The sequence below is a fragment of the Colwellia sp. Bg11-12 genome (assembly GCF_014076955.1).
Taxonomy (GTDB): domain Bacteria; phylum Pseudomonadota; class Gammaproteobacteria; order Enterobacterales; family Alteromonadaceae; genus Colwellia_A.
In genome coordinates, this window is record NZ_JACGUZ010000074.1 from 96,830 (window position 1) to 123,071 (window position 26,242).

The following is a 26,242-nucleotide window of genomic DNA, read 5'->3' on the forward strand; positions in this document are numbered from 1 at the left end:
ATGTCATCATCTGTTAACGCCATTCGTATACAAGAGCTTCACCAACTCATTAATCAATTAAATCATCAATATTACGACCTTGATGCACCGAGTGTTCCAGATGCGGAATATGATCGCTTAATGCGTGAACTTATCTCGATTGAAACTGCAGAGCCTGAATTAAAATACCTTGACTCTCCTAGTCAGAAGGTAGGAGGACAACCACTTAAGTCATTTAGTCAAGTGGTTCATCAAGTTCCGATGTTATCGCTTGATAATGTCTTCTCTGCTGACGAGTGGCAAGCTTTTGCAAAACGTGTACAAGACCGTCTTGCGTCAAAAGAAACAATTCAATATTGTGCTGAACCTAAACTAGATGGTCTAGCGGTGAGTCTACGTTATGAACATGGCGTTTTAGTACAAGCAGCAACACGTGGTGATGGTGCTGTTGGCGAAAATATCACTGAAAATGTTCGAACCATTAAATCAATACCATTAAAGCTAAAGGGTGATAATTATCCTGATATATTAGAAGTTAGGGGTGAAGTTTTCATGCCTAAAGCTAGTTTTAATGCTTTAAATGCAAATGCGTTAAAAAAAGGTGAAAAATCTTTTGCTAACCCTAGAAATGCAGCGGCAGGAAGTTTGCGCCAACTTGACTCAAAAGTAGCGGCTAAACGTAACTTAGCTTTTTATGTTTATGGCATTGGTTATGTTGAACAAGCCGCCAGTAAAACACTTGGCGAAGCGTGGTTAGAAAATTCACATTATAAACGCCTTTGTCAGTTAAAAACATTGGGTTTACCTATGTGTCCTGAAGTGAAGTTACTGAGTGATTCGTCACAAGTTGCCAGCTTTTATCAATATATCATGCAAGAACGTGACAATTTAACCTATGAAATAGACGGAACCGTTTTCAAAGTTGATGATATTGCATTACAACAAAAATTAGGGTTTGTTGCTCGAGCACCACGTTGGGCAACGGCTTACAAATTTCCGGCTCAAGAAGAAACGACACAATTACTTGATGTTGATTTCCAAGTGGGACGAACCGGTGCTATTACTCCTGTAGCGCGCTTAAATCCGATTTTTGTCGGAGGCGTTACCGTGAGTAATGCGACCTTGCATAATCAAGATGAGATTAACCGGTTAGGCATTAAGATTAATGATTTCGTTACCATTAGACGTGCTGGAGATGTTATTCCACAAATTGTCAGTGTTCAACTGCAAAAACGTCCTGAAAATTCCCGTGATATTGCTTTTCCAATCAGTTGCCCTGTTTGTGATTCTGCTGTGGTTAAGGTTGAAGGAGAGGCGATATTACGCTGTACGGGAGGTTTATACTGTGCGGCTCAGCGCAAAGAAGCCATTAAACATTTTTCTTCACGAAAAGCGCTTGATATTGATGGCTTAGGAGATAAATTAGTTGAGCAATTAGTGGATGAAAACCTGATCAAAACGCCTGCTGATTTATTTAAACTGACCGAGCTAGACGTAAGCACGATGGAGCGGATGGGAAAGAAGTCAGCAGACAATTTAATTGCTGGGCTACTTAAAGCGAAAACCACCACGTTACCCAAATTTATTTACGCACTGGGTATTCGAGAAGTAGGGGAAACAACGGCAGCTAATTTAGCCAACTACTTTTTGAATTTTTCTGCGATAAAAGTGGCTGATGAAGCCTTATTGCAAGAAGTACCCGATGTTGGAGCAATTGTCGCTAAAAACATTACGCAATTTTTCCAGCAAGACCATAATATTGAAGTGGTCAGTGAACTTGAAACGATAATTTCGTGGCCCGACATTGAAGTAAAATCTGAAGACGAACAGCCATTAAAAGATAAAACGTTTGTACTTACTGGTACGTTAACTCAAATGGGGCGCAACGAAGCTAAAGCTGAATTACAAGCACTTGGCGCTAAAGTATCAGGTAGTATTTCGGCAAAAACACACTTTTTAGTTGCTGGCGAAAAGGCAGGTTCAAAGCTCACTAAAGCGCAAGAACTGGGTGTTGAAATACTCACTGAAGATGAGTTAGTTTCGTTACTGACTCAATATAAATAAAACGACAATTGATTATTTAAGCCTTATTTCATCTTATTAGTAAGGCTTAAAGTTATTGAAAGTGCTTTAAACAATGAACAGTGCGTAAATGAACAACATCATGGGTAAAGGCAAAATAATAGTAAAAATGATGGCTTCACACCATTCAATAGTGCGGTAGAACTTTTGCCATGGTTTGTTTTCTTCTTTATTCGACGGTAAAACCTGAAAGAAAAAAATAAAACTGGCAATAACTAGTGTTTGTAAGGCAGCAAACAAAATGAAAATAGCGAACCACACTAAAACACTTGGCGTGCTTTGGGTAATCTGCTTACTTAAAATTAAAAACAGCACAAAGAAGAATCCGCTCCATGCTAATAAAACCCAGCGAAAAGAAGATAAGGTAATGGCGATGTTATTAAATAACGCTGGTGTTAACCGATATTTCATATAAATTCTAAAAGACTATATTTGATAATAATTTTGTCATGCTTAATGCTGAATTTGCAAGTTCTAAAAATATTATCAACAACAGAACGTCTTTTCTTAAAAAAATTTCATTACTTTTACAATTAATTCTTGTGATAAATTTGTGATAACTTCGTGAAACCTTCGTAATATTTCCTCTGCATAATTGATTTCGACATCTTAATTAGCTAAGGAAATTTATGAATACTCTACTTTCAAATACGGTAAAGAAAACAACAAAAATTAAAAATAAAGCGTTATTTTTATCAACAGCATTACTGCTAAGCACTTCCGCTTTAACACAAGCACAAGAGCTTGATATAAAGGTAACCAACCTTACTCAAGGTATTCACTTTACACCTATTTTAATTGCTGCACATGATGGCGATACACAGTTATTTACATCGGGTGTTATGGCATCATCGCAACTTAAAATGATGGCTGAAGGTGGCGACATTTCTGGATTATCAACAATGTTAACAACGGCGGATAAAGCAGAAAATCCAGCCATGGGATTGTTAGCCCCCACCATGTCAACTTCAGCAATGCTATCAACCACTGATGGTAATATGTATTTATCTGTTGTGGCGATGATGCTACCCACTAATGATGGTTTTATAGGTTTAAACAGTTGGAAAATCCCAACAGAAGCAGGAACTTACTCGTTTACCGTCAATGCTTATGACGCAGGAACTGAAGCGAATGATGAAATGATCACGGGTGGAGGTGCTCCCGGTGTTGCAGGCATTCCAGCAGCACCAGGCATGAATGCAGGTACTGGTGGTTCAGGCGTTACCATGACAGAAGATAATACTGCTGTACACATACACCGTGGCAGCTTAGGTGATGATAACTTAACGGGTGGTAAAAGTGATTTAGATAATACTGTTCATCGTTGGTTAAACCCTGTTGCTCGTATTACCGTAACGATTAATTAAGAGGCGACCTCATGATTTCAATCAATAAAAAACTAGTGGTAACCGCACTAACAGCAGTAATACTAAGTGCATGTGGTGGCTCATCTTCGAGCTCAAAAGAAATGGTAGTTGAAGTACCTGAGCCTGAACCAGTCGCTATGATCACTTATAGCTACCAAGTAAAAATAACAAATTTAACTCACTCACAACCTATGTCGCCAGTGGCGCTGATTTTACATAATGAAGGTCAGCTATGGTCAATTGGTGCAATGGCCAGTGTTGCTTTAGAAAATTTAGCAGAAAGTGGTGATAACTCAGCAGTACTAGTTGACCCTATTGTACTTTCAGGACAAGGAGGTGCAGGGCTTTTACTGCCAGGAATGACTGAAGTGATTGATGTTTCGTATACTTTTACAGAGGTAAATAACGCGCCGATGATGCTATCGTTAGCGACAATGCTCGTCAATACCAACGACGCTTTTACAGGTATAAATGCTTTAGCCATAAATAATTTAGTTGAGGGTGAAAGTATTTCATTCACAACAAGTTCTTATGACTCAGGTACTGAAAAAAACTCTGAGTTAATGACAACTATTCCAGGTCCCGCAGGCGGTGGAACAGGTGAAGGCTTTAATGCTGAGCGTGACGATATTGACAAAGTGGCTATGCACGGCGGTATTGTTTCTGTTGATGATGGTTTAATGGTTTCAGCATTAACACAAGCACATCGTTTTGATAATCCAACGTTAGCCGTCGTGGTCACGCGCACCGAGTAATAAATTTAATGTTGTAAAGACGTTAAAATACTCATCAACAAGACTTTACGAGAGGGCACTTAGGCGTGCAATCAGTCAAGTAAGTTGGTGAGTATTTATGTTAACCGTTGTATTTTAGTTCCTATTTATATTTCTTATTTCATCAATAAAACATGAACATAAATAGTGAGTTATACATGGACACGATATTAGTGGTTGAAGACGATCAAGATATTGCAGATTTAATGATTTTGAATTTACAAGAACTGTCATTAACGGTTGAACATTGCCTCACCGGTGAGTTAGCGCTAGATAAACTAAGCCATAATAACTATTCGTTGGTTTTATTGGATGTCATGCTACCGGGGATTTCAGGTTTAGATGTTTGCCGTCAACTTAGAGAACAAAAACCGGAACAAGTGATCTTAATGATAACGTCTCGTGACAGTGAAATTGATCGCGTTTTAGGCCTTGAACTTGGTGCAGACGATTACATGAGCAAGCCTTTCAGTGTTCGCGAACTACAAGCTCGCGTTCGCAGCCAGCTAAGACGTTTACATTTATCTGCTCAGCGTGAACAACAACAATCACAGCAACAACAACCTGAGCAGCATTTAACGTTGGGTGAATTACAAATAAACAATACCACTCATATAACGTTATTAGCAGGGAAAGAAATAGAGTTAACGTCTACTGAGTTCGATTTACTGTTATTTTTAGCCTCTCATCCAGACCAAGTTTTCTCTCGAGAGCAACTACTGAGTAATGTATGGGGTTATCACCACAGTGGCTATGAGCATACCGTAAACTCCCACATCAATCGTTTACGTAATAAAGTTGAAAAAAATGCCACTAAACCTGAAATAGTACAAACAGTTTGGGGGGTGGGTTATAAATTTAATAAACAAGGTGTTGCCGCATGAAATTGTCTTTATATCACCGTTTGTCGCTTTCTTTATTGGTGGTATTTATCGCAATTATCAGTGTGTTTTATATTTTGGCACAAGAGCTCGAGCAGAAAACAAGATATGAGTCTGAGCAACATTTACACTTATCGTTAGCAGCAAGTCTAGCCAGGGATAACCCGTTATTACTACAAGGAGTTTATGATCACAAAGCGTTGAAAAATTTATTTCATACCTTAATGGTTATGGGACCGGCATTTGAATTCTACTTTGTTGACCCAGAAGGTGAAATTGTTACTCATTCAATTGCGCCATCATTAATAAAACGTACAAAAATTGATTTACTTCCGCTAATTCAATTAACACAAAATCAAGCGCCATTACCTATTTATGGTGATGATCCTCAACATCTTTCTCGCAAAAAAATATTTTCTGCTGCCCCCGTTTTTAATGGTAATAGTTTGCAAGGCTACTTATATGTGATTGTTGCGGGCGAGCGTTATGAATCAGCCTTTAATCGTTTGCAGTCAAGCCGAAAAATAGAGCTTTCTATTATGGTTATGTTTGGCGCTATGCTTTTCTTATTCGTGGTGATGTTAGGGATATTTTCTTATTTTACTCGACCATTAAGAAAATTAAGTAAAGACATTAAAGCACTTCAAGCTGTTGGCTTTGATAAAAACAAAGTACAGCTCGCTCAATGGATGCCAAACAGTCGCAATGAGGTGCATCAACTTGGCGTAGCGTTTGAGCAAATGGTTAAGCAAATTAATCAACAATTTGACATGTTGCAACAACATGATGAGCAACGACGTGAATTATTGGCTGATATTTCTCATGACTTGCGAACACCATTGTCTTCTTTGCAAGGATATATTGAAACCCTCTCCTTAAAGAGTGATCAGGTCACTAAAGAGCAACGACAGAAGTATGTTGAAATTGCTTTGAAAAATGCTCAACAATTGAAGGGACTTATTGATCAAATTTTTGAGCTAGCGCATTTAGAAGGCGGGCAAGTTTCCTTAAACCTTGAAGCATTCAATTTAGCCGAGCTGTTATATGATGTTGTTGCTAAATTTAGTTTGCAAACTGCAGCTAAGAATATTGATATTAATATTATACCTGAGTGTTCTTATACCCAAGTTCATAGTGATATTGGTAAATTAGAACGCGTGCTAAGTAACTTATTAGAGAATGCTATTCGCCATACGCCTGTCTCGGGGGAAATCACCTTAGTTATTACTGATATCAATCAGCATCAATGCCAATTAACGATTACTGACACAGGAACAGGCATTAAAGAAGAAGAGTTACTTTATATTTTTGATACGCGTTATCGCGCAAGTAATGCGGTACAAGACAAAGAAAAACATACAGGGCTAGGTCTTGCGATCACTAAAAAACTTTTAGAATTATTAAAATCAGATATAAAAGTAACCAGTACTTTAGGTAAAGGAAGCTCATTTTCATTCAACTTACGTAAAGTTATATTGTAGGTTTTATTTTAACGGTCGAAATTCCTTGTTAATTTCCTTAGAATACACACAAGGATTTCATTTAAGCAGTCACCTAAGGAAAAATTTTGAATAATAAAATTACCCTCTCATTAACGCTTGCTGCACTCGTTGTTTTAGCAAGTTGCGCAAAATCTTCTACTGGTCGTAATCAAATAACACTTTTTTCAAGTTCAGAGCTTGACCAAATGGGGGCAAGTTCATTTGAGCAAATGAAAGAAAAAGAAAAAATTAGTACTGATATAGCCGTGAATAATTACGTACAGTGTGTCGCTAAAGCGATCACAATTAATGTGCCTAAATCAGCTCATCAAGGTGAGTGGGAAGTGGTTGTTTTTGATTCTGAACAAGTGAATGCTTTTGCTTTACCGGGTGGGAAAATTGGTGTTTATACCGGTATTTTAAAAGTTGCAGAAAATCAAAACCAACTGGGTGCAATTATTGGTCATGAGGTTGGGCATGTTATTGAACGTCACTCGAACGAACGTATGTCATCAAGTAAAATATCTCAAACAGGCATGGCGGTTGTCGACACGGCATTATCTGCTGGAAATGTAGAGAATCGTAACTTATGGATGTCGGGCTTAGGTTTAGGCTTACAATATGGTGTGTTAATGCCATATGGTCGAACCCACGAAAGTGAAGCAGATATTGTAGGGCAAGACTTAATGGCAAAGTCCGGATTTGCTCCTTCGGCTGCCATCACGTTATGGCAGAATATGGCAAAACTTTCAAACGCAGCGCCACCGGAATTTATGTCTACTCACCCATCCAATAAAACCCGTATTAATCAGTTAACGGCACACTTACCCAAGTCTCTAACTTATTATAAAGCGAGTAACGCGCCCAGTTGTAAAAAGCCAAATAACATATAAAAGCTAATTATGGGAGGGGGATGAAGACACGCTTTAAAAGAGTTATTGATAAAATTAGCGATTATCTCCCTGACATGATTAGCCCAATAGTTTGAGTTAATCATGTCTTCGCTGTTAATCGCATCGCTTAACTGTGTTTGCAGCTATATAAATGAAGGAACTTATCAATTTGATAATAGGAGGATTGCCCAAATACATTGATAATCTTGTTTGTTATCAATAATAAAAATTCTGCTATAATAAAAACACATATCAAAGAGGAGCTTGTGAAAAATTAAAATATTTACTGTGATTAATAAATGGATTTATGCGCTGTATTTACTTTTTATCCTACCGCTTAGCGCTAATGATAATACCGACTTATTTGCCTTATCCCTATCGGATCTGAGGGACGTTAAAGTTGCTATCGCCTCGAAAAACACCGAATCTATTCGTGAAACTGCCTCTTCGGTCACTGTTTTCAATTATCATGATATTGCCGAACTTGGCATTAATAATTGGACTGATTTACTCAGCCAAGTGCCTGGTTTTTATAATATGATGAATGCAGTAGAAGGAAACCAATCTCATATAATTATCCGCGGTCATGCTCAAAAATATGCCAATACGTTATTGGTCTTATTAAACGGCCATCGAATAAATGACGACTACACTGGCGGTATTAATTATCTGATCCGCTATATGGATTTAGCTGATGTGCAACGGGTGGAAATTATTCGTGGTCCGGGTTCTGCTATATATGGCTCTAATGCTTATAGCGGTGTGATCAATATTATTACTCAAAGTGAAAACCGTGTCGCTTTTTCTGTGGGAGAGTTCAACGCCAAAAAACTACTCGCCAGTTATACTCATAAATTGGAAAATTGGCAGTTAGGTGCAACATTTTCTCATTATCAAGATGATGGCGATTTATTTACCGATGTGTTCGATCGCAATAGTTTGCAAAACACGACTAAAGATCCACATAACGCGACACAACTTCGTGTTTATCTTGAGAATGAACAAACTCAATTTTTTGGCCAGTATGTAGAGTCTGAACGACAAGATTACTATTTATTTAGACGCTTGAGGGATAATGTTAGTGAGATCAATCAACGGCATATTTTGTTGGGCCTTAATCATAATTTTTACAATACTGACACTGCTTCTTTAGACTTTTCAGCTGGCTACCAACAAGGTAAAAGAAAGTCATTAACAGCCCTTGAGCCTAAAGGTGAGGAGCCATTTGAAGACGTCGATTTTTTATTTGGCGAAAATTTTACTTATCGTTCAGCAAACCTTGCCCTTGATGGGAAATATCAATGGGGGAGTTCACTGTTACTCAATGCCGGTTTATCTTATGTTAATAGCCAAGTTCCTGAGGGCTTTTTACAAAGTAACTTTGATTTATATGGCGACTTTGAACAGCTGCCGGATGTAATCATTTTTGATGGGGATGATCAACGTGTAGTTTTAGATAAAAAGCGTATTATCACCAGTTTATATTTACAAGCTAAGTGGCAGTTGAATGACAGTTTCAACCTAACCACAGGACTTCGCTTCGATGGTTATAACGATGTTGATAATGTAGTCATGCCTAGAATTGGTTTGATTTATCAAGTGGATAATCAGCAAACCATTAAACTATTATATGGCGAAGGGTATCGGGCACCTTCACTTGGGGATTTGTATGATGAAGAAAGTGGCTTAACCATAGGCAGTAAAAGCCTGAAGGCTAGTGAGATAAGAACAACTGAACTCGCTTATTTCCTGTCGTTGTCTCACTTTGAAATTAGTAGTACGCTTTTTTATAATAAACAGTCAAATTTGATAGGCTTTACACCAGACGTCTCTGACAAACAAGTACTTGCCAATGTTGCTAACAACGAAGCACAAGGGGTCGAGTTTACTTGGTTATGGCAGCCTATCAACAACATACGTGTTAAAGGCTCTGTGACTCACTTATGGAAAAACCAAACCACTAGGGGAGAATATATTGATTTACCTACTTCTGAAGAAATAGCGCCTAACACCTATATGAATTATTCCATTGATTATAAAAAGAAGGCATGGTCTTTTAATCTTAATGGTACTTGGCGCTCATCGGTTAAGGTACTGATTGACGAAGATGACTTATGGCTGGTTAATAGTCATGTGCAGTGGAAGTTGACCCATCAATCGACTCTTAAGCTAACCGTGAAAAATTTGACCGATATAAATTACGACACCTCGTCTTATTCTATTCTTGGTATTAATAACCAAAATCAGTCTGTTCAAGAATACCCTGCACGTGGTCGACAAACTATGTTGACATACGGTTATCAATTTTAGGCTTTAGTACATAGAGCTATTAATAACCCTGTTTAAAGCTTGTCACTATAAATAACGCCCTTGAAGGGCGTTATTTATACAATCATAGTAGCTAAAATTAAGTTAAAGGGTTAGTGCACTTATTTTTGATAACAAGCACGCAAAGAGAAGAGTATTCGACATTACTTAGTCATGCGCCAAAAGGCAATACTTGCTACAACCAGTAAAATCATCGGATAAAAAGCACTCGACACCACCTCAATGGGTGATATTTTTAAGGTTGCGCCTAATAATAGTGCTTGAGCACCATAAGGGAGTAGTCCTTGGTTTATACAGGCATAAATATCTAATAAGCTTGCAGACTGTGCAGGGCTAACGCCACCATCATCAGCAAGCTCTTTCGCCGTTTCACCTGTGACAATAATGGATACCGTATTGTTTGCGGTGAAAAAATTACAGGCAAAAGCTAATGAAGCTATACCAAAACCTGCCGCTCGTTTTTTATTGTTAGGGTTAAGTTTACGCGCAAAATTTTCAATACTATGGGTTAGGGCGGCTAATCCCCCTTGGCGCTTTATCAGTTCACTTAAACCACCAATAAACAGCGACAGAATGAAAATGTCTTGCATGCTGCCAAAACCTGCATTTATATCGCTTATCCATTTGGACAATTGGTAACCGTTATCATACATGCCTATTGCTGCAGCGAGAATAATACCAACAATTAAAACCACAAAGACATTAATGCCCATTAAAGCTAGCGTTAAAATGATCAAGTAAGGCAGTAAACCAAGCACATTAATATCTTGAACTTGCTCGTGTGGAATACTTACCCCCATCGAGGCATAAATAAGCAAACATAAAAGTGCAGCAGGTACGGCAAATTTAAAGTTAACCTTAAACTTATCTTTCATATGTGCTCCCTGACTCCGTGTTGAGGCTATGGTGGTGTCAGAGATTATTGACAAGTTATCTCCAAAAATAGCACCAGAGATAATGCAACCAGCAACAATTGAAGCATCTAAATTTGCAGACTCGATGAACCCAAGTGCAACCGGAGCAATAGCGGCAATAGTTCCCATAGAGGTCCCCATGGCTGTTGCTAAAAAAGCAGCCACTAAAAATAAACCAGGCAACAGTAAATAGTCAGGGAAAAATGACAAACCTAATTGAACGCTGGCATCAACACTCCCCGTTGTCTTGGCGACCGTAGCGAAAGCCCCTGCGAGTAAATAAATTACACACATCGTAATAATATTTGCATGACCAGCCCCCGAAATGAATTGGCTAACTTGATCATTAATACTGTCTTTTCCTAGGTATATAGCAACTAAGATTGCAGGAATAATGGCGATACTGGCAGGGAGTTGATAAAAAGCAAACTCAACGCCTTGTAGCGTCAGTACAATACCTGTACCGAGGAATAAGCCCAGAAAAACAGCAAAAGGTAATAGACTAACTAAACGTTTTTTAGGGGGAGTTGTCACGACTTCAGTATTCATAAAATTATCTTTAACATTAAGTTAACGCTAGTCTATCGTAAAGTTTACTGATAGCAAAACGATAAAAAAGGGCGACATAACTGGAAATTAAAAAATGTATTAAGTTCAGGCTACAGACCAGCCCCACTTTATGTTATCCTTGCGCGAATTTTTATCTAATCGCCATTTTGCACAATAACTGTGTCGGTGAAAACATAAGGAATATCATGTCAGAAAATACATTTGAAACTATTGAGCAACGCGTAAGTTACGGTGTAGGTCGTCAATTAGGTGATCAACTACGTAATAACCCTTTCAAAGAATTTGACGTATCTGCTGTACAAGCGGGTTTAGCTGATGCTATTGCTAATTCAGCAAGCCAAGTATCAGACGAAGATTTAAATGCTGCGTTTTCAGTTGTTTCGAAAAAAATGCAAGAGTTAGAACAAGCTGCAGCTAAAGAAAAATCAGCTGAAGGCGAAGCATACTTAATTGAAAATGCTAAGCGTGATGAAGTAACGGTTACTGAGTCTGGTCTTCAATATGAAGTATTAGCAACGGGTGAAGGCGAAAAGCCAACAGCCGCAAGTATGGTTCGTGTTCATTATCACGGTACTTTTATTAATGGCGACATTTTTGATAGTTCTGTAGACCGTGGCCAACCTGCTGAATTTCCAGTAGGTGGCGTTATCCCTGGTTGGACAGAAGCTTTACAGATAATGGCTGAAGGTTCTAAGTGGCGTTTATACGTACCTTACCATTTAGCTTACGGTGAGCAAGGCTCACAAGGTGCTATACCACCATACTCAACATTGGTATTTGATGTTGAGTTATTAGCCATTGTTAGCTAATTCGTTTTTTAAAGCCCTCCGTTGAGGGCTTTTTTATGGGCGTGATGCTTGGTCAGCTTTAGTTGCAGACAAAAGCTAAGTACCACAGTCCTTGCCAGCAATATCGTGGTGCGTTGACTATATGGATGCAAGAAGTAACGCAGAAGTCTTTCCGTAATAGTAATGAATGTTGAATACCCTGCAAACATAACTAATATAAGTAAATAGATATTTAACCTTAACAATGTCATAAAAGTAGGAACGCATGTTAGAGCGAGCACTGATCAAATTATTTAAAGATTATATTTCTGCCTTTGAAGATTGTAATTTAGCTGCTGCACGTGCTTGTTACCATTTACCTTGTACATTACATACCCCCGATAAAATTGCTTATTTAGTGGATAGTGAAACATTCAATCAAGAATTTGAAAATATTTTTACGGTATTAAAGCACGCAAACACACAAAAAATAGTCCCTACAATTGCAAGCTATAATCAATCAGCTAACGGATCAGTCGATATTTGTATTGATTGGGCTTTTATTGATAACAATGATGAAATCTATGCTGACTTTACCGCTTTTTTTCATATTGTTAAGATAGCCGAGGCCTTTAAAATAGTCAGTGTTGTTTCACACGACTTAACCAACAGTGTTGAGTTAGCAATACCATTAGTGTTGGTACGTTAAAAGTGATTTGTATCAGAATATAAATTTATAGAGATTTAAAATGAAAGTAAAAGTAGCCATCTTAGGATGTAGCGGCCGCATGGGGCGTAACTTAATTCAAGCTGCCGTTGAGCACCAATCTATTGAACTTGTGGGTGGCAGCGTACGAGAGTCATCATCGTTTGCTCATTTTGATTTAGGTGAACTCGCCGGTATTGGCGCTATTGGCCAAAAAACATCAACAAACTTAAACGACTTAATAAATGCGGATGTTTTTATTGATTTTACATCAATTGAAACAACGTTAGAGAATATAAAGTGGTGTCAACAACACGATAAAGCACTCGTTATTGGTACTACGGGGTTTAGTGATGAACAAGTTAACATTATTGAAGAAGCAGGAAAAAGTATGCCTGTTATTTTGGCGCCCAATACCAGCGTCGGCGTTAATTTAATGTTTAAACTACTAGAAGTTACCGCAAAAGCAATTGGTGACTATACTGATATAGAAATATTTGAAGCACACCATAGATTTAAGAAAGACGCTCCATCTGGAACAGCGGTAAAAATGGGGCAAGTTATAGCAAATACTCTAGGTAGAGACTTAAATAAAGTCGCTGTTTATGGCCGTGAAGGTATTACTGGTGAACGCGATAAAGAAACCATTGGTTTTGCCACAGTGCGAGCAGGGGACATTGTTGGTGAGCATACCGCCTTTTTTGCAGATATTGGTGAACGGTTAGAAATCACCCATCGTGCTAGTTCAAGAATGACTTTCGCTCTTGGTGCTATGAGAGCCGCATTCTGGTTAAGTGAAGCAGATAATGGCTTTTATGATATGCAGGATGTTTTAGGCTTAAAATAATAAAATTTTAAGGAAAACAGTTACTTTTGGCTGTTTTAACTGAATATTCAATTAAACGCTTAGTTTTTACAATTATCGCTAGACGAATATGTGATACAAGCGTAAAATAAGTGGATTTTGTCAAAAATTTAGTGGTTCTGTTAGTAATAACGAAATTTTTGGCATTTTTTATGGGTGTTTCTATAGGAAACAGCCGACACGTAATTTGTACTTAATGATGTTTTTTAGTTGCATCGTTAAGCTTCTTTCTTCTTTACGGAGGTTAAATTGACTAAATCTGCCATTTTAGTGCTTGAAGACGGCACTGTATTTAAAGGCACCGCTATTGGTGCAGACGGAGCGGCTGTTGGTGAAGTAGTATTCAATACTTCAATGACCGGTTACCAAGAAATTATTACCGACCCATCATATGCAGAGCAAATTATTACCCTAACGTACCCGCATATAGGTAATACAGGTACCAATAGTGAAGATGAAGAATCAAACACTATTTGGGCTAAAGGTTTAGTTATTCGTGACTTACCGCTATTAGCGAGTAATTTTCGAAATGAACAGAATTTAAGCGACTACCTAAAAGCACGTAATGTTTTAGGGATTGCAGATATTGATACGCGTAAATTAACGCGTATTCTTCGTGAAAAAGGTGCTCAAAACGGTTGCATCATGACTGTTGATACAATGTCTGAGGCTTTAGAAAAAGAGGCTTTAGCTCAAGCTAAAGCTTTTCCGGGCCTTAAAGGTATGGATTTAGCAAAAGTTGTTTCAACGAAAGAGCAATATCAATGGACAGAAGGTAGCTGGGAATTAGGTAAAGGTCATATTACTCCTGAAAATTCACAGTTTCACGTAGTTGCCTACGATTTTGGTGCCAAACGTAATATTTTGCGTATGTTAGTTGACCGCGGTTGTAAAGTAACCGTCGTACCAGCACAAACACCTGCTAGTGATGTTCTTGCTATGAATCCCGATGGTATATTTTTATCAAATGGACCTGGTGATCCAGAACCCTGTGATTACGCCATTTCCGCAATCAAGACATTTTTAGAAACAGACACCCCAATTTTTGGCATTTGTTTGGGTCATCAACTCCTTGGCTTAGCCAGTGGCGCGGGTACCGTAAAAATGAAATTTGGTCATCATGGTGGCAACCATCCAGTTAAAGACTTCGCACGCAATGTCGTTATGATAACTGCGCAGAATCATGGTTTTGCGATTGATGAAAACAAAATGCCCGCGAATTTGAAAGTCACGCACGTCTCGTTATTTGATCAGTCAATTCAAGGTATTCATCGCACAGACAAGCCAGCCTTTAGTTTTCAAGGTCACCCAGAAGCAAGCCCAGGGCCTGCAGATGCTGCACCATTATTTGATCACTTCATCGATCTAATGAACGATAAAAAAGCTTAGCCCTTCAACAAGATATAAGAGAGAATTAAAAAATGGGAAAACGTACTGATTTAAAAAGTATCTTGATTTTAGGCGCGGGTCCAATCGTTATTGGTCAAGCCTGTGAATTTGATTATTCAGGCGCACAAGCCTGTAAAGCACTTCGTGAAGAAGGTTATCGAGTTATATTAGTTAACTCAAATCCAGCTACAATTATGACTGATCCAGAAATGGCTGATGCAACTTATATCGAGCCTATTCACTGGGAAGTTGTACGTAAAATTATTGAAAAAGAACGTCCTTGTGCGGTTTTACCGACAATGGGTGGTCAAACCGCTTTAAACTGTGCTTTAGAACTTGAAGCAAAAGGCGTACTAAAAGAATTCAATGTTGAGATGATCGGCGCAACCGCTGATGCGATTGATAAAGCAGAAGATAGATCTCGCTTTGACAAAGCAATGAAAGCGATTGGCTTAGATACACCCAATGCCGAAATTGTGCATACGATTGAAGAAGCGCATGCAGCCAGTAAAGTTCTAGGTTTTCCTTGTATTATTCGTCCTTCATTTACGATGGGTGGCAGTGGTGGCGGTATTGCTTATAACCGCGAAGAATTCCATGAAATTTGTACGCGCGGTTTAGATCTTTCTCCAACCTCTGAATTATTGATTGATGAATCATTAATCGGTTGGAAAGAATATGAAATGGAAGTGGTTCGTGACAAAAATGATAATTGTATTATTATCTGTTCGATTGAAAACTTTGACCCTATGGGTATTCATACCGGTGATTCTATAACGGTTGCTCCTGCGCAAACGTTAACAGACAAAGAATACCAGATTATGCGTAATGCCTCGATTGCAGTCTTACGTGAAATCGGTGTTGAAACTGGGGGGTCAAACGTACAATTTGGTATTTGTCCTAAGACTGGCCGTATGGTTATCATTGAGATGAATCCACGTGTTTCTCGTTCATCGGCATTAGCTTCCAAAGCAACAGGTTTTCCGATAGCAAAAATCGCTGCAAAATTAGCAGTAGGTTATACGCTTGACGAATTAACTAACGATATCACTGGTGGCGCAACACCAGCATCATTTGAGCCAACTATCGATTATGTTGTTACTAAAATCCCACGTTTTAACTTTGAAAAATTTGCGGGTTGTGAAGACCGTTTAACCACGCAAATGAAATCTGTTGGCGAAGTAATGGCAATTGGTCGTAACCAACAAGAATCCTTACAAAAAGCATTACGTGGCTTAGAAGTCGGTGTTAATGGTTTTGACTCTATGGTTGATGTAACGCAACCTGGCGCTAAAACTAAAATTATGCACGAGCTTCAAGAAGCGGGTTCTGACCGTATCTGGTATATTGCAGATGCGTTCCGTTTAGGATTAACAGTTGATGATATTTACCGTTTAACCATGATTGACCGTTGGTTCCTTATTCAAATTGAAGATATCGTTTTAGAAGAAGCAAAAGTTGCTGAAGGCGGTTTGAAAATATTAACAGCCGATTATTTACGCAAACTTAAACGCAAAGGTTTTGCTGATTCTCGCCTTGCTGATTTAATTGGTATCGCTGAAGCTGAAGTGCGTAAAAAACGTCATAATGCTAATATCTTCCCCGTTTATAAACGTGTTGATACCTGCGCCGCTGAATTTAGTTCTGATACAGCTTACATGTATTCAACTTATGATGAAGAGTGTGAAGCAAACCCAACCGATAAAGAATCAATTATGATCTTAGGTGGCGGTCCAAACCGTATTGGTCAGGGAATTGAATTTGATTACTGTTGTGTTCATGCTGCATTAGCACTACGCGAAGACGGTTATGAAACAATTATGGTGAACTGTAATCCTGAAACTGTTTCAACCGATTACGACACATCTGACCGTTTATATTTTGAATCAATCACTTTCGAAGATGTACTTGAGATTGTTCGTATTGAAAAGCCTAAAGGCGTAATTGTGCAATATGGCGGTCAAACGCCTCTTAAATTAGCGCGTGCCTTAGAAGCTGCCGGTGTGCCAATCATTGGTACGTCTCCTGATGCTATCGACAGAGCAGAAGACCGAGAACGCTTCCAACAAGCCGTTGAACGTTTAGGTTTATTGCAACCTGAAAATGCTACTGTTACGTCAATCGAAGAAGCAATGGCGAAAGCCGAAGCGATTGGTTTCCCATTAGTTGTTCGTCCGTCTTATGTTCTAGGTGGCCGTGCAATGGAAATTGTTTATGACCTAGACGATTTACGTCGTTATATGACCGAAGCGGTTAGCGTTTCAAATGACTCGCCAGTATTACTTGACCATTTCCTTGATGATGCGATTGAAGTTGATATTGACGTTATTTGTGACGGTACCGATGTGGTTGTTGGCGGGATTATGCAACATATTGAACAAGCAGGTGTTCACTCAGGCGATTCAGCATGTTCATTGCCTGCTTATAGCTTAAGCCAAGAAGTTCAAGATGTTATGCGCAAACAAGTCACTGATTTAGCTTTTGAGCTAGGTGTTGTTGGCTTGATGAATACCCAGATGGCGGTAAAGGATAACGAAGTTTACATTATTGAAGTAAACCCTCGTGCTGCACGTACTATTCCTTTTGTATCTAAAGCGACTTCTGTTCCTTTAGCTAAAATAGGTGCACGTGTTATGGCAGGAAAGTCATTGAAAGAGCAAGGTATAACGAAAGAAATTATTCCACCTTATTTCTCTGTGAAAGAAGTTGTTATTCCGTTTAACAAGTTTCATGGCAGTGATCCATTAGTAGGACCAGAAATGCGCTCTACGGGTGAAGTGATGGGCGTTGGCAAGACATTTGAAGAAGCGTATGCAAAAGCTTGTTTGGGTGCCGGTGTTTCAGTACCTAAATCAGGCCGTGCGTTAATCTCTGTTCGTAATAGTGATAAAGTACGTGTTGTTGAATTAGCGAAACAGTTGGTTGCTTTAGGGTATGATGTTGATGCGACTCATGGAACAGCGATAATATTGGGTGAAGCTAATATACCATGCCGTCTTGTAAATAAAGTTCAAGAGGGGCGACCGCATATTCTTGATAGAATCAAAAATGGTGAGTATAGTTATATTATTAACACCACAGAAGGTCGCAAAGCGATTGAAGATTCTAAAGTCTTGCGTGGAGGAGCATTGCGCTATAAGGTGGAATATACTACGACCTTGAATGCAGCATTTGCTACATGCCAATCTCATTCCGCTGACGACAGAAATACGGTAACATCGATACAAGAACTGCATAAACAATGTAGTTAATATCGAACTATGTAGGGTGTTTGCTTACCATTAAGTAAATACCTTATTAAAAATATATTATATAAGGGTGGTTATACTTTTTAAGTAAGCCACCTTTATCATTTGAAAAAGAAGAGAAAAATGACAAAATATCCAATGACACTTCTTGGTGCTGAACAGCTAAAAGAAGAGCTTAGAGTTTTAAAAACAGAAAAACGCCCTCGCATTGTAAAAGACATTGCGGTTGCCCGAGAGCATGGTGATTTAAAAGAAAATGCAGAATATCATGCAGCAAAAGAAGAGCAGGGCTTTTGTGAAGGACGAATTCAAGATATTGAAGGAAGGCTTTGTAATGCTCAGGTTATCGACATAACTAAAATACCCAATCATGGCAAAGTGATTTTTGGTACAACCGTTACCTTATTAAACATCGATACCGAAGTGGAAGTCACTTATAAAATTGTTGGCGACGATGAAGCTGACTTTAAAACAGGGCGTATATCATTAAACTCACCTATTGCACGTGGTTTAATTGGTAAAGAAGTTGATTCTGAAGTAGAAATTACTATACCCGGCGGTGTTGTTGAATATGAGATTGTATCAGTCGACTATATTTAACTATTAATGTATGTGTTAAAAATATTAAGAGCCCATTATGTAAGTAATAGGCTTTTTTTTTGACATGAATTCATGCTACGTATTTTATAAACTTTTGTAGCATTTACTGAACAATCAGATGTATTCGTTTACTTAACCTATCATGGAGATAATATGAAAAAAGTAGCATTTATTGGTTTAGGCGTAATGGGCTATCCTATGGCCGGGCATTTGAAAAATGCAGGTTTTGATGTTTGTGTATATAACCGCACAACAGCAAAGGCAGAAAAATGGGTAAAGGAATTTGGTGGTTGTTTAGCTAATACCCCAAGAGAAGCCGCAGAAGGCTGCGAGATTGTCTTTTCATGTGTAGGGAATGACAACGATGTAAGACAAGTTGTTTTAGGCGACGATGGCATATTTTCGGGCTTAGCTACCGGTGCTATTTTAGTTGATCACACTACCGCTTCAGCAGAGCTGGCAAGAGATCTTGATTCACTTGCTAAATTACAAAATAAGCACTTTATTGATGCACCTGTATCGGGAGGTCAAGCTGGCGCTGAAAATGGTGTGTTAACGATTATGGCTGGCGGTGAACTTAATATTTTTGAACAAATAAAACCGGTAATAGATACTTATGCACGCTTTAGCCAATTAATGGGTAAAGTTGGCTCTGGGCAGTTAGCTAAAATGGTGAATCAAATTTGTTTTGTTAACACCGTTCAGGGTTTAGCTGAAGGATTGAATTTTGCTCAAAAGGCGGGTTTAGATACTGACAAGTTAATCGAAACCATTTCAAAAGGTGCTGCGGGCTCTTGGCAAATGGATAATCGTGGTAAAACGATGTGTGCTCGAGAATTTAATTTTGGTTTTGCGGTTGACTGGGTTAGAAAAGATTTAGCAATGGCGTTTAGTGAAGCCGAGAAGATTGGAGCTGACTTAACGGTTACAAAACAATTAGACGGTTACTATGAAACGGTTCAAAAAAAAGGCGGTAATCGTTGGGATACTTCTAGTTTGATTACTCGGTTAGATGATTAAGCGGTTTTAAATAAAACTCGTATGTCATTGGTTTGTTTATTTAGTTAACAATAATCTAAAATTTCACCTTAGATAAACAAACCGAAAAGGTAATTGCTCAAACCAATTTTGTAATACTGATGGTTTCAATTTTTAATGTTCTTGTTTAATTTTTTATGATTATTTAGCCAATAGTTAGTCTTTCTTTCACTCTTATCTATGCCCTTATACATGATGTCAGCTTAAACCGATAACTTGAAATATGCCATACACAGGTAGCTCAAACAGTTCTGTCTAACTCAAGTGTAGAGTTAGTGATGAAGTTCTTTGCTTGCAGAGCCTTTGGGGTCAAAAGCTGATATGCCATGAATAAAGATCAATATGGTGTGAGCGATACCTATTACGACTAAATGTTGAGACTCTACGCCACCAGGTCCGTCATTCATTGCAAATAGCAAAATCCAAAATGTATAAGAAATAGCGTAAAAGGCTAGTGCTTTTAAAAAGCCTAGTATTGTACTGCCAGTTGGTTGTTTATTAAATTTAGTGTTTTCAGCTGAAGTGTTATTCATTGTGTTCTCGTTTTTATAGAAGTTATTTTTAGTTAGTAACCTTAGGAGTTAAAAACTTACACCTTATCTGAATTTATTTTAATTTATTGTCTGGGTTGTGCACTTTATTGGGAGTGAAGGGGAATACAACTTAAGTAATAAGTGGTTAACTTTACTTTAGAGGTAGGCTCACGAGTATTTTTGCTGTTACGTTTTTGTCATATAATCGAGGTTTAAAAGTTTTTAGATAAGATAAGCCTGCAAATAATTGCAGGCTTATCTTATGTGGCTCCTCAACCTGGACTTGAACCAGGGGCAAACGCTCATTTTATTTAAGCACAGTCCGTTGCTCTACCAACTGAGTTGTTGAGGGGTTTTTCTTTAAATCATTACTATAAATTAAGTAAAGTATCGTTTTTTAGATAAAAAAAAGCCTGCAAATAATTGCAGGCTTATCTTATGTGGCTCCTCAACCTGGACTTGAACCAGGGACAAACGGATTAACAGTCCGTTGCTCTACCAACTGAGCTATTGAGGAATTGTTCTTTCATCATTATAAATCAAGTGACGTATAGTGATTTAAATTAATAAAAAAGCCTGCAAATACTTGCAGGCTTTTAAATTTGGCTCCTCAACCTGGACTTGAACCAGGGACAAACGGATTAACAGTCCGTTGCTCTACCAACTGAGCTATTGAGGAATTGTTCTTCGTGTAACCGCTTTAAAATATTATAAAGCCATTACTATAATTTGGCTCCTCAACCTGGACTTGAACCAGGGACAAACGGATTAACAGTCCGTTGCTCTACCAACTGAGCTATTGAGGAATTGTTTTGTTTACCAAGGGTCTTGGCTAACGGGGCGAGATATTAAATGTCCGTGGGTGAACTGTCAACACAAAATGTAGAAAAAAATCATTATTTTGTTTGTTTGCTTGTTTTGTCGACACTAAGTCTGCTTTATCTTCAAAATCAGTGCTATTTTTGCTCTTTAGATTTGTAAGCGACTATTTCACAAAGTTACCCACAATTTCTGTGGATAACTTTGTGAGTTAAAGTGTAAAAAAGCGTAACTGGGTTGAAGAATGCACGTTACAGCTAAATGGGGATATAATAGGTTTTTATCTTTATTCTTTTATAACAATGCTTTAGCTTTTTTTGATGTCAGCTTTACTCTCTTAGTGTGATTTTTGTGCAACGTTAGTTTTTATACCCATTTGCTGTGAGTTATACAAAAGTAAAGATATTTCAACGTTATTATTTATTTTTTTAACATTAAATTTATATAAAAAATTAAAATGAAGTTTAAATAAAATATATACATAGCGAGTCTTATCACTATCTTTTACAATACTTTGCTATTTTCCTGCAAAGACAAGCAAAAGCTACCTTTAAATGACCGAAAAAAATAAAACAAAGAAAATCAACTTACTCGAAGACCCCGTTGCAGATACGATTAAACGCATGACCATTCCGATGATCTACGGCATGGTTTTATTAATGACCTTTAATTTAGTTGATACTTTTTTTGTTGGCTTACTTGGTACGCAGCCCTTAGCAGCGATTAGCTTTACCTTTCCGATTACTTTTACTGTCATCAGTCTAACGATTGGTTTGGGTATTGGCACGTCAGCGGTTATTGCCAAGGAGTTGGGTAGGGGCAGTGATGAGTCAGCAAAAAATTCAGGTACCGCCGCTATATATTTAGCCGCAATCATTGTTGGTATTTTATCTTTTGCAGGTTTTTACTTTATTGATGAAATGTTTTTATTATTAGGGGCGAGTGAAGCCTTGCTACCACTTATTCATGAATACATGGATATTTGGTTTGTCGGCAGTATTTGTTTAATTGGCCCGATGATAGGTAATGCAATTTTAAGGGCTTCTGGTGATACTAAAACACCTAGTATAATCATGGGCAGCGCCGGTTTAATTAATGCGATATTAGACCCTATTTTTATTTTTGGGTTAGGATCTATCCCCGCGATGGGAATAAAAGGCGCCGCAATAGCGACATTAATCTCTTGGGTTTTTGGATTGTTATTAGTTTTATACATTATTGGTGTGAAGCGTCAATTAATTCATACTAAACTTTTACCTTTAAAGACATTTATTGCTTCAAGTAAAGGTATCTTAAACATAGGTTTACCTGCAGCGGGTGCTAATATGCTTACTCCATTAGCTGCTGCTGTTTTAACGGCAATTGTAGCTAACTATGGTGAGTCTGCAGTTGCTGCTTTTGGTGTGGGCTCTCGAATTGAATCGATAGCCTGTTTAGTGGTTTTGGCTATGTCTATGACGCTACCTCCTTTTATCAGTCAAAATTTTGGTGCGGGTAATATGCATCGTGTTGAGAAAAGCTATAAAACATCCATAAAGTTTGTCTTGATATGGCAGTTACTTATTTATTTTTTACTTGTGTTAATTGCTCCTTTTATTGCTGATATTTTCTCGAAAGAACAAGCCGTAGCCGATATTATTATATTATTTATGTGGATATTGCCATTAGGCTATGGATTACAGGGGGTTATTATTTTAACTAACTCTTCATTTAATGCACTGCATAAACCGATGGTGGCATTAATGCTTAGTGCTGTTCGACTCTTCATCTGTTACGTACCTCTCACTTATTTCGGCAGTGTTTATTATGGCTTGGAAGGTTTTTTTATTGGTGGATTTCTTGGTAATCTTATTATGGCAATGATTTCTTACCGTTTATTTAATAAACAATTTCCACATGAGCTTGTTGAAGCAAAGGAAGTATCTTAATGAAAACCATGGATTTAAAGTCAGATTATACACCCAATGGTGATCAGCCTGCTGCCATTAAACAATTACTTGAAGGCCTTGAAAGTGGTTTGGCACATCAAACACTCTTAGGTGTGACCGGCTCAGGAAAGACCTTTACGATTGCTAATATTGTTGCCACGTCAAATCGTCCAACGATGATGATTGCGCCTAATAAAACCCTCGCAGCTCAACTTTATAGCGAAATGAAGGAGTTCTTTCCAAACAACGCGGTGGAATACTTTGTTTCTTATTATGATTACTATCAGCCAGAAGCCTATGTGCCTACAACCGATACATTTATAGAGAAAGATGCCTCAGTTAACGAACATATCGAGCAAATGCGTTTGTCGGCCACTAAGGCACTCCTTGAGCGCCGAGACGTTATTATTATTGCTTCAGTTTCCGCTATTTATGGTTTGGGTGATCCTGACTCGTACTTAAAAATGATGTTACACATTAGTGTTGGCGATATTATTAATCAGCGCGATATTTTGCGCCGCCTCGCTGAATTACAGTATAAGCGTAACGATGTTGCTTTTCAGCGAGCGACTTATAGGGTGCGTGGTGATGTTATTGATATTTTTCCTGCAGAATCGGACCGTTTAGCGTTACGAGTTGAATTATTTGATGAAGAAATAGAACGCTTGTCAATGTTTGATCCGCTGACTGGACAAGTTGATCGCACTTTAGATAGAGTAACGGTATATCCTAAAACACATTATGCTACGCCAAGAGATAAAGTATTATCCGCGATTGATAAAATAAAGATCGAACTCAAAGAACGTTCAACATTTCTCAAAGAAAATAACCGTTTAGTCGAAGAGCAACGCATCGTGCAACGTACGCAGTTTGATATTGAAATGATGACAGAGTTGGGTTATTGCTCGGGTATTGAAAATTATTCTCGATATTTGTCAGGTCGCGGTGAAGGCGAAGCACCACCGACTTTATTCGATTATTTACCGGATGATGGCTTATTAATTATTGATGAATCTCATGTGACGGTGCCGCAAATAGGTGCGATGTATAAAGGGGATCGTTCACGTAAAGAAAATTTGGTGAATTATGGTTTTCGTTTACCTTCAGCACTCGATAATCGGCCAATGAAATTTGATGAATTTGAAGCGTTAGCCCCGCAAACGATTTATGTTTCAGCGACACCCAGTAATTATGAAATTGAAAAGTCAGGTGACGATATTGCCCAGCAACTTGTTCGTCCAACAGGGTTACTCGATCCCATTATTGAAGTTCGTCCTGTTGAAACACAAGTTGATGACTTATTGTCTGAAATTCGGAAACGTGTTGCTATCCAAGAGCGTGTTTTAGCCACTACGTTAACCAAGAGAATGGCTGAAGATCTTACTGATTACTTAGATGAACATAATGTAAAAGCGCGCTATTTGCACTCTGATATTGATACTGTTGAACGTGTCGAAATTATTCGTGATTTTCGTTTAGGTAAGTTTGATGTACTTGTTGGTATCAACTTGCTACGTGAAGGTTTAGATATGCCTGAAGTGTCGTTAGTGGCAATCTTAGATGCTGATAAAGAAGGTTTTTTACGCTCAGAACGTTCTCTTATTCAAACCATTGGTCGTGCTGCTCGTAATATTAATGGCCGTGCTATTTTGTATGCGGCGAAAATTACCGGTTCAATGAAAAAAGCGATTGATGAAACCGAACGTCGACGTGAGATGCAGCATCAATACAACATTGACAATAATATTACCCCTCGTGGTGTAATAAGCAAAATCAGCGATGCACTTCACAATGGTACGGTATCTTCAAGTGATACGCTGTTAAATGTGGCTGAACAAGCAACAGATTATAAAGTACTGTCTATTAAAGAGATTGATATAAAAATTAAGCAGCTTGAAAATGATATGCTTAGTCATGCTCAAAATCTAGAGTTTGAACAAGCTGCTAATTTACGCGATGAAGTTGCAAAATTAAGAGAGCAACAATTATCTCGTTAGTAAATCCATTGATTATTTGAGCTCACACATCATATATTGACTGATGATGTGTGAGACGGCTTCACAATTACAATGTGTTAAGTGGCTAATGTCATTAATTATCTTATCTTGAATATCTAAAGGAAACAGCATTAACTGTTCAAGATAAAGGTGTGCTTGAACTTCGTTATTATTATTAACGAAGTCTACTAGTCGATTTGCATGGTTTTTCCAAATAACACTCATATATTTCCCCCTGAAACTTAAATAACTTTATGCTTGTTACTGTTAGTAAATTTAACCTCAACTGAGTACAAGCTCAGCTTTGACTTATATCAGTTAAGCTTAGAGCATGTCAGTGTTAGGGTTATATGTTTTAGGAATTAAAACTGTTTATTAGAAGCTTCGTTATATAAGGAAGTTGTACTTTAGTGCTAATTATTTGATGTTTAGGGGTATTTAAAATTTACCTGAATAATATGAAAGTACTCTATAAGCTAAATTAAAATTTTTGTTGATATTTACCTCTGTAGCCAACTATTCGAAGCTTTTGGAAAGAATACTTTTAAGGCTGTTACCGATTAACATTTAATAGGGTGTATAAAAGTAATGATTAACGTCTAATTATAATTAATAAAAAGCCAGTCTAATGACTGGCTTTTTTAGTTTTACTTATGGGTAAAGATGATGCTTTACCGATAAAGTCTACGGTTTTGTTGGACCAGCACCACTGCGGCTAATTGCATCAGATACCATTGCCATCTTACCTGATGAAGTATGTTCCTTACGATTTTCGTTTGCAACGAAGTCAGTAGGGATTTCATTGATCATCGTAATAGTTTCTGTTTTAGTCATCGGTGAAGATGACTTACCTGGCTTGCTGCCTTTACTGGAAACCTTACCTGCTTTTGAGCTGATTTTCGGGCTTGGTTTTCTCGATATAACTCGCTTCGGTTTTTCAATAGCATCTTCAGTTGCTTGTGCTGCTACTTGAGGTTCGTCAAAAGGTAAATCTTGCTGTACTTCTGTTGTTGGCGTTTCAACAACAGGCGTTTCAACAACAGGCGCTTCAACAACAGGTGTTTCAACAACAGGTGTTTCAACA

At 38.0% G+C, this 26,242-nt stretch carries 20 protein-coding genes, 4 tRNA genes and 1 pseudogene; 16 read left to right on the forward strand and 9 right to left on the reverse strand.

The window, feature by feature from the left end:
- The gene (ligA, locus tag H4J39_RS13105; protein WP_182228870.1) at positions 1-2,043 is read left to right on the forward strand and encodes an NAD-dependent DNA ligase LigA; all 2,043 of its coding nucleotides are present in this window, start codon (positions 1-3) and stop codon (positions 2,041-2,043) included.
- A 66-nt stretch (positions 2,044-2,109) separates the two neighbouring features.
- Here ligA and H4J39_RS13110 read toward each other — a convergent pair whose 3' ends face one another.
- A complete protein-coding gene (locus H4J39_RS13110; protein WP_182228871.1) occupies positions 2,110-2,472 on the reverse strand; it encodes a hypothetical protein in 363 nt (120 codons plus the stop codon).
- Between the two features lie 218 nt (positions 2,473-2,690).
- On the opposite strand from H4J39_RS13110, the gene H4J39_RS13115 reads away from it, so the two are divergent.
- The 6 genes from H4J39_RS13115 to H4J39_RS13140 all read left to right on the forward strand — a co-directional run bounded on the left by H4J39_RS13115 (position 2,691) and on the right by H4J39_RS13140 (position 9,766).
- Positions 2,691-3,428 (forward strand): spondin domain-containing protein, encoded by a 738-nt coding sequence (locus H4J39_RS13115; RefSeq protein ID WP_220462194.1) that lies wholly within the window; start codon positions 2,691-2,693, stop codon positions 3,426-3,428.
- Positions 3,429-3,439: 11 nt separating this feature from the next.
- Positions 3,440-4,183, forward strand: coding sequence for a spondin domain-containing protein (locus tag H4J39_RS13120; protein ID WP_182228872.1), 744 nt, complete (start codon positions 3,440-3,442; stop codon positions 4,181-4,183).
- A gap of 176 nt (positions 4,184-4,359) precedes the next feature.
- The gene (locus H4J39_RS13125) at positions 4,360-5,085 is read left to right on the forward strand and encodes a response regulator transcription factor (RefSeq protein WP_259368837.1); all 726 of its coding nucleotides are present in this window, start codon (positions 4,360-4,362) and stop codon (positions 5,083-5,085) included.
- On the forward strand, positions 5,082-6,563 hold the full coding sequence (locus tag H4J39_RS13130; protein ID WP_182228874.1) for a HAMP domain-containing sensor histidine kinase: 1,482 nt from the start codon (positions 5,082-5,084) through the stop codon (positions 6,561-6,563). Before H4J39_RS13125 ends, H4J39_RS13130 begins: the two co-directional genes overlap by 4 nt.
- Before the next feature lie 86 nt (positions 6,564-6,649).
- Entirely contained in the window at positions 6,650-7,456 is an 807-nt protein-coding gene (locus tag H4J39_RS13135) for a M48 family metallopeptidase (protein ID WP_182228875.1), read from the forward strand.
- Between the two features lie 288 nt (positions 7,457-7,744).
- Positions 7,745-9,766 (forward strand): TonB-dependent receptor domain-containing protein, encoded by a 2,022-nt coding sequence (locus H4J39_RS13140; RefSeq protein WP_182228876.1) that lies wholly within the window; start codon positions 7,745-7,747, stop codon positions 9,764-9,766.
- 161 nt (positions 9,767-9,927) lie between these two features.
- Here the strand turns inward: H4J39_RS13140 and H4J39_RS13145 are convergent, their stop codons facing one another.
- Positions 9,928-11,247: a Na+/H+ antiporter NhaC family protein gene (locus H4J39_RS13145; RefSeq protein WP_182228877.1), complete on the reverse strand. Its 1,320-nt coding sequence runs from the start codon at positions 11,245-11,247 to the stop codon at positions 9,928-9,930.
- A gap of 206 nt (positions 11,248-11,453) precedes the next feature.
- Here H4J39_RS13145 and H4J39_RS13150 point away from each other — a divergent pair, with 206 nt between their 5' ends.
- The 7 genes from H4J39_RS13150 (at position 11,454) to H4J39_RS13180 (ending at position 19,863) form a co-directional block, all read left to right on the forward strand.
- Complete coding sequence (locus H4J39_RS13150) at positions 11,454-12,077, forward strand: FKBP-type peptidyl-prolyl cis-trans isomerase (protein ID WP_182177914.1); 624 nt, start codon at positions 11,454-11,456, stop codon at positions 12,075-12,077.
- 244 nt (positions 12,078-12,321) lie between these two features.
- Complete coding sequence (locus H4J39_RS13155) at positions 12,322-12,744, forward strand: hypothetical protein (RefSeq protein WP_182177915.1); 423 nt, start codon at positions 12,322-12,324, stop codon at positions 12,742-12,744.
- Positions 12,745-12,784: 40 nt separating this feature from the next.
- A complete protein-coding gene (gene dapB, locus H4J39_RS13160; RefSeq protein ID WP_182228878.1) occupies positions 12,785-13,588 on the forward strand; it encodes a 4-hydroxy-tetrahydrodipicolinate reductase in 804 nt (267 codons plus the stop codon).
- Positions 13,589-13,855: 267 nt separating this feature from the next.
- A complete protein-coding gene (gene carA, locus H4J39_RS13165) occupies positions 13,856-14,995 on the forward strand; it encodes a glutamine-hydrolyzing carbamoyl-phosphate synthase small subunit (protein WP_182228879.1) in 1,140 nt (379 codons plus the stop codon).
- 32 nt (positions 14,996-15,027) lie between these two features.
- Positions 15,028-18,246, forward strand: coding sequence for a carbamoyl-phosphate synthase large subunit (gene carB, locus H4J39_RS13170; protein WP_182177931.1), 3,219 nt, complete (start codon positions 15,028-15,030; stop codon positions 18,244-18,246).
- 120 nt (positions 18,247-18,366) lie between these two features.
- On the forward strand, positions 18,367-18,843 hold the full coding sequence (greA, locus tag H4J39_RS13175; RefSeq protein WP_182177933.1) for a transcription elongation factor GreA: 477 nt from the start codon (positions 18,367-18,369) through the stop codon (positions 18,841-18,843).
- A gap of 153 nt (positions 18,844-18,996) precedes the next feature.
- Positions 18,997-19,863 (forward strand): NAD(P)-dependent oxidoreductase, encoded by an 867-nt coding sequence (locus H4J39_RS13180; RefSeq protein WP_182228880.1) that lies wholly within the window; start codon positions 18,997-18,999, stop codon positions 19,861-19,863.
- 290 nt (positions 19,864-20,153) lie between these two features.
- Here H4J39_RS13180 and H4J39_RS13185 read toward each other — a convergent pair whose 3' ends face one another.
- From H4J39_RS13185 to H4J39_RS13205, 5 genes are all read right to left on the reverse strand, one after another.
- The gene (locus H4J39_RS13185) at positions 20,154-20,414 is read right to left on the reverse strand and encodes a hypothetical protein (RefSeq protein WP_182228881.1); all 261 of its coding nucleotides are present in this window, start codon (positions 20,412-20,414) and stop codon (positions 20,154-20,156) included.
- A 265-nt stretch (positions 20,415-20,679) separates the two neighbouring features.
- A tRNA-OTHER gene (locus H4J39_RS13190) sits at positions 20,680-20,766 on the reverse strand.
- Between the two features lie 89 nt (positions 20,767-20,855).
- Positions 20,856-20,931 (reverse strand) — tRNA-Asn (locus tag H4J39_RS13195).
- Between the two features lie 86 nt (positions 20,932-21,017).
- A tRNA-Asn gene (locus tag H4J39_RS13200) sits at positions 21,018-21,093 on the reverse strand.
- A 51-nt stretch (positions 21,094-21,144) separates the two neighbouring features.
- A tRNA-Asn gene (locus H4J39_RS13205) sits at positions 21,145-21,220 on the reverse strand.
- Positions 21,221-21,787: 567 nt separating this feature from the next.
- Here H4J39_RS13205 and H4J39_RS13210 point away from each other — a divergent pair.
- Positions 21,788-23,161, forward strand: a complete 1,374-nt coding sequence (locus H4J39_RS13210) for an MATE family efflux transporter (RefSeq protein ID WP_182228882.1) — start codon at positions 21,788-21,790, stop codon at positions 23,159-23,161.
- Positions 23,161-25,158 (forward strand): excinuclease ABC subunit UvrB, encoded by a 1,998-nt coding sequence (uvrB, locus tag H4J39_RS13215; protein WP_182228883.1) that lies wholly within the window; start codon positions 23,161-23,163, stop codon positions 25,156-25,158. The genes H4J39_RS13210 and uvrB overlap by 1 nt, the downstream gene beginning before the upstream one ends.
- Positions 25,159-25,170: 12 nt before the next feature.
- Here the strand turns inward: uvrB and H4J39_RS13220 are convergent, their stop codons facing one another.
- Both H4J39_RS13220 and H4J39_RS13225 read right to left on the reverse strand, forming a co-directional pair.
- Positions 25,171-25,383, reverse strand: a complete 213-nt coding sequence (locus H4J39_RS13220; protein ID WP_182228884.1) for a hypothetical protein — start codon at positions 25,381-25,383, stop codon at positions 25,171-25,173.
- A gap of 459 nt (positions 25,384-25,842) precedes the next feature.
- Positions 25,843-26,242 (reverse strand): annotated as a pseudogene (locus tag H4J39_RS13225) (hypothetical protein); the annotation flags it as partial.

Excerpts from the sequence above, each read along its gene's own strand:
- greA (WP_182177933.1), top strand. The coding sequence starts at position 18,367 with ATGACAAAATATCCAATGACACTTCTTGGTGCTGAACAGCTAAAAGAA.
- H4J39_RS13180 (WP_182228880.1), top strand. The coding sequence starts at position 18,997 with ATGAAAAAAGTAGCATTTATTGGTTTAGGCGTAATGGGCTATCCTATG.
- H4J39_RS13220 (WP_182228884.1), bottom strand. The coding sequence starts at position 25,383 with ATGAGTGTTATTTGGAAAAACCATGCAAATCGACTAGTAGACTTCGTT.
- H4J39_RS13115 (WP_220462194.1), top strand. The coding sequence starts at position 2,691 with ATGAATACTCTACTTTCAAATACGGTAAAGAAAACAACAAAAATTAAA.
- carB (WP_182177931.1), top strand. The coding sequence starts at position 15,028 with ATGGGAAAACGTACTGATTTAAAAAGTATCTTGATTTTAGGCGCGGGT.
- H4J39_RS13155 (WP_182177915.1), top strand. The coding sequence starts at position 12,322 with ATGTTAGAGCGAGCACTGATCAAATTATTTAAAGATTATATTTCTGCC.
- H4J39_RS13125 (WP_259368837.1), top strand. The coding sequence starts at position 4,360 with ATGGACACGATATTAGTGGTTGAAGACGATCAAGATATTGCAGATTTA.
- H4J39_RS13210 (WP_182228882.1), top strand. The coding sequence starts at position 21,788 with ATGACCGAAAAAAATAAAACAAAGAAAATCAACTTACTCGAAGACCCC.
- ligA (WP_182228870.1), top strand. The coding sequence starts at position 1 with ATGTCATCATCTGTTAACGCCATTCGTATACAAGAGCTTCACCAACTC.
- dapB (WP_182228878.1), top strand. The coding sequence starts at position 12,785 with ATGAAAGTAAAAGTAGCCATCTTAGGATGTAGCGGCCGCATGGGGCGT.
- H4J39_RS13145 (WP_182228877.1), bottom strand. The coding sequence starts at position 11,247 with ATGAATACTGAAGTCGTGACAACTCCCCCTAAAAAACGTTTAGTTAGT.
- H4J39_RS13120 (WP_182228872.1), top strand. The coding sequence starts at position 3,440 with ATGATTTCAATCAATAAAAAACTAGTGGTAACCGCACTAACAGCAGTA.
- H4J39_RS13185 (WP_182228881.1), bottom strand. The coding sequence starts at position 20,414 with ATGAATAACACTTCAGCTGAAAACACTAAATTTAATAAACAACCAACT.
- uvrB (WP_182228883.1), top strand. The coding sequence starts at position 23,161 with ATGAAAACCATGGATTTAAAGTCAGATTATACACCCAATGGTGATCAG.
- H4J39_RS13110 (WP_182228871.1), bottom strand. The coding sequence starts at position 2,472 with ATGAAATATCGGTTAACACCAGCGTTATTTAATAACATCGCCATTACC.
- H4J39_RS13130 (WP_182228874.1), top strand. The coding sequence starts at position 5,082 with ATGAAATTGTCTTTATATCACCGTTTGTCGCTTTCTTTATTGGTGGTA.
- H4J39_RS13150 (WP_182177914.1), top strand. The coding sequence starts at position 11,454 with ATGTCAGAAAATACATTTGAAACTATTGAGCAACGCGTAAGTTACGGT.